General features: G+C 63.3%; 6 protein-coding genes. All 6 read right to left on the bottom strand.

Translation table 11 applies throughout. The annotated features are described in order from the left end of the window. Positions 1-1,142: MFS transporter (locus tag A3728_RS06775; protein WP_067921439.1), on the bottom strand; the 1,142-nt coding region annotated here is incomplete at its 3' end. A gap of 37 nt (positions 1,143-1,179) precedes the next feature. Then, positions 1,180-2,487 carry an ATP-dependent protease ATPase subunit HslU gene (hslU, locus tag A3728_RS06770; protein ID WP_067921438.1) on the bottom strand — a complete coding sequence of 436 codons (1,308 nt, stop codon included), beginning with the start codon at positions 2,485-2,487 and terminating at the stop codon, positions 1,180-1,182. Further along, positions 2,484-3,041, bottom strand: coding sequence for an ATP-dependent protease subunit HslV (hslV, locus tag A3728_RS06765; RefSeq protein WP_067921436.1), 558 nt, complete (start codon positions 3,039-3,041; stop codon positions 2,484-2,486). The genes hslU and hslV overlap by 4 nt, the downstream gene beginning before the upstream one ends. A 196-nt stretch (positions 3,042-3,237) precedes the next feature. Continuing rightward, positions 3,238-3,558: a thioredoxin gene (trxA, locus tag A3728_RS06760; protein WP_067921434.1), complete on the bottom strand. Its 321-nt coding sequence runs from the start codon at positions 3,556-3,558 to the stop codon at positions 3,238-3,240. Between the two features lie 35 nt (positions 3,559-3,593). Then, on the bottom strand, positions 3,594-6,971 hold the full coding sequence (addA, locus tag A3728_RS06755; RefSeq protein WP_067921432.1) for a double-strand break repair helicase AddA: 3,378 nt from the start codon (positions 6,969-6,971) through the stop codon (positions 3,594-3,596). Beyond that, positions 6,964-7,776, bottom strand: an 813-nt coding sequence (locus A3728_RS06750; RefSeq protein ID WP_201722300.1) for a PD-(D/E)XK nuclease family protein, incomplete at its 5' end; no start/stop codon positions are given. The genes addA and A3728_RS06750, both read right to left, overlap by 8 nt.

The raw sequence follows: 7,776 nt of genomic DNA, 5'->3' as shown, positions 1-7,776 counted from the left end.
ATGGGGAGCATCTGCTTGGGGAAATCGACCCCCATATCGATGAACGCCCCCGTCACCCCCGGCCCGATTGCCGACCCGAACACCATGAGCGCCGCCGCCGCCGATTTGATGGCGCCCAGATGCCGTGTGCCGAAATATTCCGCCCAGAACGCAGCGGGCGCGGTAGATTGCAGCCCCTGCCCGACCCCGAAGATCACCAGCGCGATACCCGCCATGAAAATCGTTTCTGCATAGGCCATTACGGCGAAAGACAGCGCAAAGGGCAACATCTGGACGGGGACGATCCGGCTGACGCCGAAGCGGTCGATGGCCCAGCCGGACGCGAAGGTGCTCAGCACTGCTGACAGGGTATAGACAGGCATCAGCGCCACGAAGGAAACGAGCGCCCAGCCCTTCACCTCCACCAGATGGACCTGCTGAAAGAACAGCGCCGTCCCCCAGGCGGAGGGTCCGACCACCATGGGGATCATCAGGTAGAACAGCCCCGAACGCAGCATCTGGGGCCGCGTCCAGTGCCGCCCGCCCATACCGGCCACCTGCGCTTCGTCCGCCATGGCCTGCGGGGTTCGTTCCTGCCGTAGCGCCAGTTGGATGAGCGGAATGGTCAGGATCACCAGCACGGCGGCCAGCACCCAAAGGCTGCGCCAGTGAAAACTGGTGAACAGCCCCACGAAGACGATGGGCAGAATGGCCTGGCCCGCCGCGAAACCCATGGAGGACAGCGAAAGCGCCTTGCCCCGCGAGGCTTCGAACCAGCGGACCATGGCCACGGCCCCGAGCTGTGACATCATCCCCTGCCCCGTCAGACGAAGCGCATAGATCACCAAGACCAGCGCCACGGCACTGGTCGCCACCGCCATGCCCAGACACGCCAGCGCGAGGGCGAGCATGACCCCAAGCGCCAGCGCCCTGACCCGGAACCTGTCCGTCAGCACGCCCGCCCAGATCATGGTGATCGCCGAAAGCGTCGTGCCGATGGTGTAGATCCCGCCCCATTCCCCGTCGCTGAGCGAGAAGGCTCCACGAATATCGCCCGCGAAAAGCGAGATGAAATAGGTTTGCCCGTAGGACGACGTGAATGTCAGCAGGAAGCCCGCGGACAGGAACAGCCAATTGTCACGAAGGAAACGCAGGTACGCCATGCCCCTGCATTTCAGGCGCATGGCGGAATTGGAAGCGTTAAAGCACGTAGCGGCTGAGGTCGGTGGAGCGCGTCAGCTCCCCGAGGTTCTTTTCGACGAAATCATCATCGACGACGACTTCCTCGCCCCCGCGATCCGGCGCGGTGAAGGACAGTTCCTCGAACACCCGCTCCACCACGGTATAGAGCCTGCGCGCCCCGATGTTTTCCACCGACTGGTTCACATCGGCGGCGATCTTGGCCAGTGCCGCGATCCCGTCTTCGGTAAAGCGCACTTTGACGTTCTCCGTACCCATCAGGGCTGTGTACTGCAGCGTCAGCGCGTTGTCGGTTTCGGTCAGGATGCGGACGAAATCCTTCTCGGTCAGCGGCCGCAGTTCGACCCGGATGGGCAGGCGGCCCTGCAGTTCCGGCAGCAGGTCCGACGGTTTGGCGATATGGAACGCGCCCGATGCGATGAACAGGATATGGTCTGTCTTGACCGGGCCATGTTTCGTACTCACAGTGGTGCCTTCGATCAGGGGCAGCAGGTCGCGTTGTACCCCTTCGCGGGAGACGTCGCCGCCACGGGCGTCGCTGCGGGCGCAGACCTTGTCGATCTCGTCCAGAAACACGATTCCGTTCTGCTCCACCGCGTCAATCGCCGTCTTTGTTACGGTTTCATCGTCCAGCAGCTTGTCGGCCTCTTCCCCGATGAGCACATCGTAGCTTTCGGCGACCGTCATTCTTTTCTTCGTAGTGCGCCCGCCCAGCGCCTTTCCGAACATGTCACCAAGGTTCATCATCCCCATGCCGCCGCCGGGCTGGCCGGGAATATCCATCATCTGGAACGGGTTCGTCGTATCCGATACCTCCAGTTCGATGGTGGTGTCGGCAAGTTCGCCCGACTTCAGTTTGCGGCGAAACATCTCGCGCGTGCCGTCGCGCGCATCGGTGCCGGCGATGGCGTCGATCACGCGTTCCTCTGCCGCTTTCTCCGCCTTGGCCTTCACGTCTTCGCGCATGTATTCGCGCGTCATGGCGATGGCGGAATCCACCAGATCGCGCACGATCTGTTCCACGTCCCGCCCGACATAGCCGACTTCGGTGAACTTGGTCGCCTCGACCTTCAGAAACGGCGCGCGGGCGAGCTTTGCAAGGCGGCGGCTGATCTCGGTCTTGCCGACGCCGGTTGGCCCGATCATCAGGATGTTCTTGGGATAGACCTCATCGCGCAGATCGTCGTCCAGCTGCTTGCGGCGCCACCGGTTGCGCAGGGCCACCGCAACGGCACGCTTGGCATCTTTCTGGCCGATGATGAAGCGATCCAGTTCGGATACGATTTCGCGCGGGGTCAGGTCGGTCATTTGGAAATACTCTCCACCGTCAGATTGCCGTTGGTATAGACACAGATGTCAGCGGCGATGGCCATGGCGTCGCGGGCGATGGTTTCCGCGTCGCGGTCGCTGTCCATCATGCCGCGGGCGGCGGCCAGCGCGTAGTTGCCGCCCGACCCGATCGCGGCCACGTCATGCTCCGGCTGCAGCACGTCGCCCGCGCCGGTGATGACCAGCAGTTCCGTACCGTCCGAAACGATCAGCATCGCCTCAAGCTTTTGCAGGTACTTGTCGGTACGCCAGTCTTTGGCGAGTTCGACGCTGGCGCGGGCCAGTTGACCGGGGGTCGCCTCCAACTTGGATTCCAGCCGTTCCAGCAGGGTGAAGGCATCCGCCGTGGACCCGGCAAAGCCGGCCACCACGTCAAAGCCGCCGGGGCTGAGCCTGCGGACCTTGCGCGCGGTTCCCTTGATGACCGTCTGTCCGAGGCTCACCTGACCGTCACCGGCAATGACCACGCGGCCACCCTTTTTGACGCCGATGATCGTGGTGCCGTGCCAACCGGGGAATTCCTGTTCTGCCATCTGGGTCTCCTGTGTCTCGGGCCTATATGGCCGCCGCGCGAAGAGGGTACAAGGCCACCGGCATTTGTCAGCCGGAGCGCGCGCCGCCCCGGGGGTGCAGGTCGCGTGGCGCATGCGTCGAAGGACGCGGACCCGATCATGCAAGAAGGGCGCCCGCATGGCGGACGCCCCTTGATCTGTCAGTCTTTGGCGTGACTTAGATGGATTCTTCGATCCAGCTTTGCAGCGCGGCCTTGGGCCGTGCGCCCGCCATGTTGGAAACGACCTGACCGTCCTTGAACAGGAACAGCGCAGGGATACCGCGAACGCCCATCTGTGCGGGGCTGTTGGGGTTTTCGTCGACGTTGACCTTTACGATCTTCACCTTGCCGTCCATCTCGTCGGACAATTCTTCAAGGGCGGGACCGATCTGCTTACAGGGGCCGCACCATTCGGCCCAGAAGTCCACGACTACCGGGATATCTGCGTTTTTAACTTCTGCGTCGAATGTGGAATCGGTAACTGCGACGGTTGCCATGATGCTCTCCTGACAGGGAATGTTAAGGAATGTACCTATGTAGCGGGCCTATCGCCGTCAAGGTCGGGCGCGCGGGCCAGTGCGTCCAGTACCAGCCTTTCCGGAAGTGGCATATAGGCCGGGCCGTTCGTCCAGAGGAGCCCGACCTCGATCTCCCTCTCGGGATATATCTGTCGCAGCAGATGCAGATAGGCCCCCATCTGCCGCAGAATACCTTCGGGGCAGTGGGAGACATCCGCTGGAACGACGCGGTTCGTCTTGTAATCGAGCGCCACGATCCGGTCCGGCGTGATGATCAGCCGGTCGATTGATCCATGCAGCCGGCGGGCCCCGTAAAGGCCGGTGACGGCGACTTCACTGTAGGTCTCATTGCCGAAAAAGTGCGCGAAGGAGGGGGCGTCGATCACCGCGCGCGCTTCCGCCTCGGCTTGGGCGAGGAGGGTTTCATCAACCGTCGGGACAAGCGTGCGGATCACATCGCCGGCAGCTTCCGTGTTCAGACCGGGAAGCTTGTCCAGCAGGAAATGCACCAGCGTGCCATAGTTCGTCGCAGCATCGTGGTCCCAGCCTTCGTCACCGGGCAGGGCCTTCGGGCCGCCTAGGTCCGAGGGTGACAGCACCTCTGGCGGGGGCAGCAAGGCGGGCGGCGCTTGCGTGAACGCCGGGTCGAGCAGGGCAGGGCGCTGCGCCTGCGGGCGGATGTCGCGGATGGGGAGGGCATCCCAATCGCCTTCCTCGAACCGCAGCGTTCCATCCCCGGTGCCCGGGCTTCTCAACGTGCCGATTGCGTCCTCGACGATGTCATACCAGCCGGAGCCGTCCTTGCCCGGCTTTCCGGCCATCGCCACGATCAGCCATTTTTCGGCCCGCGTCGCCGCCACGTAGAGCAGCCGCAGCCGTTCTTCGCGTATCGCGGCCTTCATCTCTTCGGTCCGGGCCTGAATTTCCGGCGTCATCTGGGCGGCCAGCGGCTTCCAGACCGGTCCTTCGGGCAGTTCGACAATCTGATCGCGTATATCGACGCGACGGGGCGCGGTATCGGGCAGGATGACGATGGGCGCTTCGAGCCCCTTTGCCCCATGCACCGTCATCACCCTGATCTGATCTGTCGCGCTGTCGATCTGCCGCTTGATCTCCAGATCGTCGGTTTCCATCCATTGCAGAAACCCCGTGAGGCTGGGCACCGCGTTGCGTTCATAGGCCAGAGCCTGCGAGAGCATCGCGTTGACCCCGTCTTCCGCCTCCGGCCCTAGCCGGGCAAGCAGTTTGCGCCGCCCGTCATGCCGGGTGAGGATACGTTCGATCAGGTCATAGGGCCGCAGAAAGTCGATCTGATCCCTCAGATCCCGCAGCATAGAAACGGTTTGCGGCCATCTTCCCCCTTCGTTCCTGAGCGCCTGCCAAAGGTGCTTTTCGCGGCGCGGGTGGGCCAGTTCGAACAGCTCGTCTTCGGACCAGCCGAAGAGGGGGGAGCGCAGCGCGGTGGCCAGCGAAAGGCTGTCATCGGCGGTGGCCAGAAAGGACAGCAAGGCGCCGATGTCCCTGACGGCCAGTTCCGCGCCCACCTTCAACCGGTCCGCCCCGGCGATGGGCAGACCGGCGGCCTTGCATGCGCGAATGATCTCGGAAAAGACGGCAGACCGGCGCTGCACGAGGATGAGGAAATCGCCCGGCCTGATCCGGCGACGGAAAACGCCGGTCTCCGCGTCGTCGTCGGGGATGTAATGTTCTTCTTCCACCAGCGTCTTGATCTGCGCGGCGATCTGTTCCGCCAGCAGAACGTCATGATGCCGTTCGCCTTTTCGATCCAGCGGATCGGTCCAGACCCTGTCATCCGCGCTTTCGGCGGGGGGCACCACCGGCCAGAGATCGACCCGCCCGGGCAGCGAGTCCTTGAAGGCGATATGCTGGGTGTCCTTGTCGAAGGTTCCGCGCTGGCGGGGATCGAACATCGTATCGACAAGGCGCAGGATCGCCGAGGAGGAGCGGAAGGAATAATCGAGGCTTCGGTTCTGAAATGTTTTGCGCGCCTCCCTGGACGCGGTTTCGAAATGCGCCCGCCGCCGGTCGAATTCCAGCGGATCGGCGCCCTGGAACGAATAGATCGACTGTTTCTTGTCCCCTACGACAAAGATCGTGCGCGCGTTCCCTTCGCGCGCTCCGACGCCGGAAAAGAATTCATCCGTCAGCCGTTCGATGACGTCCCATTGCCGGGGGGATGTATCCTGCGCCTCGTCGACGAGGATGTGATCGATGCCGCCGTCGATGCGGTAAAGCACCCATGCCGCGGCCTCGCTGTCGGTCAGAAGGCTGCGTGCTTTCAGGATCAGATCGTCGAAGTCGAGCCAGCCGCGCGCCTCTTTGGCTTCGGCATAGCGGTGCAGGAACTCGCTGGCAAAGCGGTGCAGAACGAAAGTGCGCCGCGCGGCGGCAAGGGCGATCCGGCGCGCGCGGGCGGATTCCACGCGTTTCATCAGCGCGTTGAGATCATCCTGAAGGTGGCCCGATTTCTTCTGCGTGGCCTTGGTGGGAAACTTGTCGATCTTGGCGCCGAAGGGCTCCGCCGCGCTTGCCCCTGTCAGCATCACGGATTCCAGAACCTGAAGGGCATCGTGATCCAACTGCCGTACCGAAGCCAGCGCATCCGCGGCTTTCTGATCCGTCGGGGAACCTTCCTTCAGAAAAGGCTGAAGGCTCGCCAGCAGATCAGCCTCTCCCCCCAGGAGAACCTCTGCGCAGATCGAAGCCTCGGTGGTGCCGGCGTCGAGGCCGAAGAGTGTCAGGCAATCCGCCTCATCCAGGGGGGCCTCAAAGGCTTCGCGTTTGGACACGATCGCCTGCGTGAGAGAGGATAGATCCTCCGCCCCGCAATGCTGGGCGACAGCTTCCATCAGATCACCCTCCGGATCCCCTGCCATATTCTCCACGATGTCGGCGCGCAGCAGATCGGCTGCGCGTTCCTCCATCTCGATGAATTGGGGGCTGACCCGGGATTCGAGCGGAAACCGCCGTAACAGAGACGCACAGAAGGAATGGATCGTCTGGATTTTAAGGCCGCCGGGGGTTTCGATCGCGCGGGCAAAGAGGGTGCGCGCATCCCGCAACTGCGCGGTCCCGATCTCACCCGTCGTGCCGAGTTCTTCGAGCGCCTTGCGCAACTCCGCATCGCTCAGCATCGCCCAGGCGCCGAGACGTTTGAACAGGCGGTTCTGCATCTCCGACGCGGCGGCCTTGGTGTAGGTCAGGCAGAGAATTTTCTGCGGATCGACCCCGTCGAGCAGCAATCGGGCAACCCGGTCCGTCAGCACGCGGGTCTTGCCCGACCCTGCATTCGCCCCGAGCCATGTGGAGGCATCGGGCCGCGCGGCTTCGATCTGGGCGCGGGTCGCGTCGTTCAGGGCCGTGTCATTCATCTGCCGGCCCCTCGGGAAGCTGCGTCGTATCCCACTCACCGAAGCGGGCAAGCTGGTCATAGACGCCGCCATAGCCTTCGCGTTCCATCATCCGGCGGGAGGTGAAGCCCTGCGCAGGCTGCAGATAGGCCGACAGCAACTTGTGCAGGCCCATCATCGTCTCTGCCGGGGTTTCTTCGTCCAATGGGGCGGCAACTTCGGCGGGGCTGGTGCCCAACCCGATAAAGATCGCCCCGGCCACACTGGCGGGCCCCACGGCAGAGAATGCGCCTTCTTCGACCATGGCCGCCTCAATGAGCAACTGCTTGTCGAAGAACCTTTGCTGTTCCTTGGTGGGCGGCTTTCCGGTCTTGTAGTCGTAGATGATCGCCTGTCCCCCCCGGGTGCGGTCGATCCGGTCGGCGGTGCCGCGAATGGTAAATCCGATGTCGTCGAACAGATGCGTGCCGCTCGCGTCCCGTTCGAAGGCAACAGGCTCCGCCATCGCAAGGCGGGCCTGCTCCCCCGCGACGAACCAATCCGCGATCCGTTCGATCCGGGCGAGCCAGAGCTTGCGCGCCGCGTGCCATGGAACCTGTTCCTGTAATACCTCACGCGCGATCTGCATCAGCCGGTCGCGGTTCAGGCTATCGGGGTCTTTCGCGGCTTCGCGCACGAAGTGTTCCATGATCTCATGGACCGCGATGCCCCGGGTCAGCGCATCGGCGGTCTGCATCAGCGGATCCATTGGCCGCAGGCGCAGGACATGTTTGGCATAGATCGCGTAAGGATCGCGGATCAGGGTCTTGATCTCTGTCACCGACAG

It is taken from the genome of Sulfitobacter sp. HI0040 (assembly GCF_001634885.1).
In the GTDB taxonomy this organism is placed as follows: Bacteria; Pseudomonadota; Alphaproteobacteria; order Rhodobacterales; family Rhodobacteraceae; genus Sulfitobacter.
Note: the sequence above shows the minus strand (reverse complement) of the source record. Positions and strands in the feature narration are given on the sequence as shown.

Bases quoted from the DNA above. Each gene is read 5' to 3' on its own strand.
- hslV (WP_067921436.1), bottom strand. From the start codon at position 3,041: ATGGCAGAACAGGAATTCCCCGGTTGGCACGGCACCACGATCATCGGC.
- trxA (WP_067921434.1), bottom strand. From the start codon at position 3,558: ATGGCAACCGTCGCAGTTACCGATTCCACATTCGACGCAGAAGTTAAA.
- addA (WP_067921432.1), bottom strand. From the start codon at position 6,971: ATGAATGACACGGCCCTGAACGACGCGACCCGCGCCCAGATCGAAGCC.
- hslU (WP_067921438.1), bottom strand. From the start codon at position 2,487: ATGACCGACCTGACCCCGCGCGAAATCGTATCCGAACTGGATCGCTTC.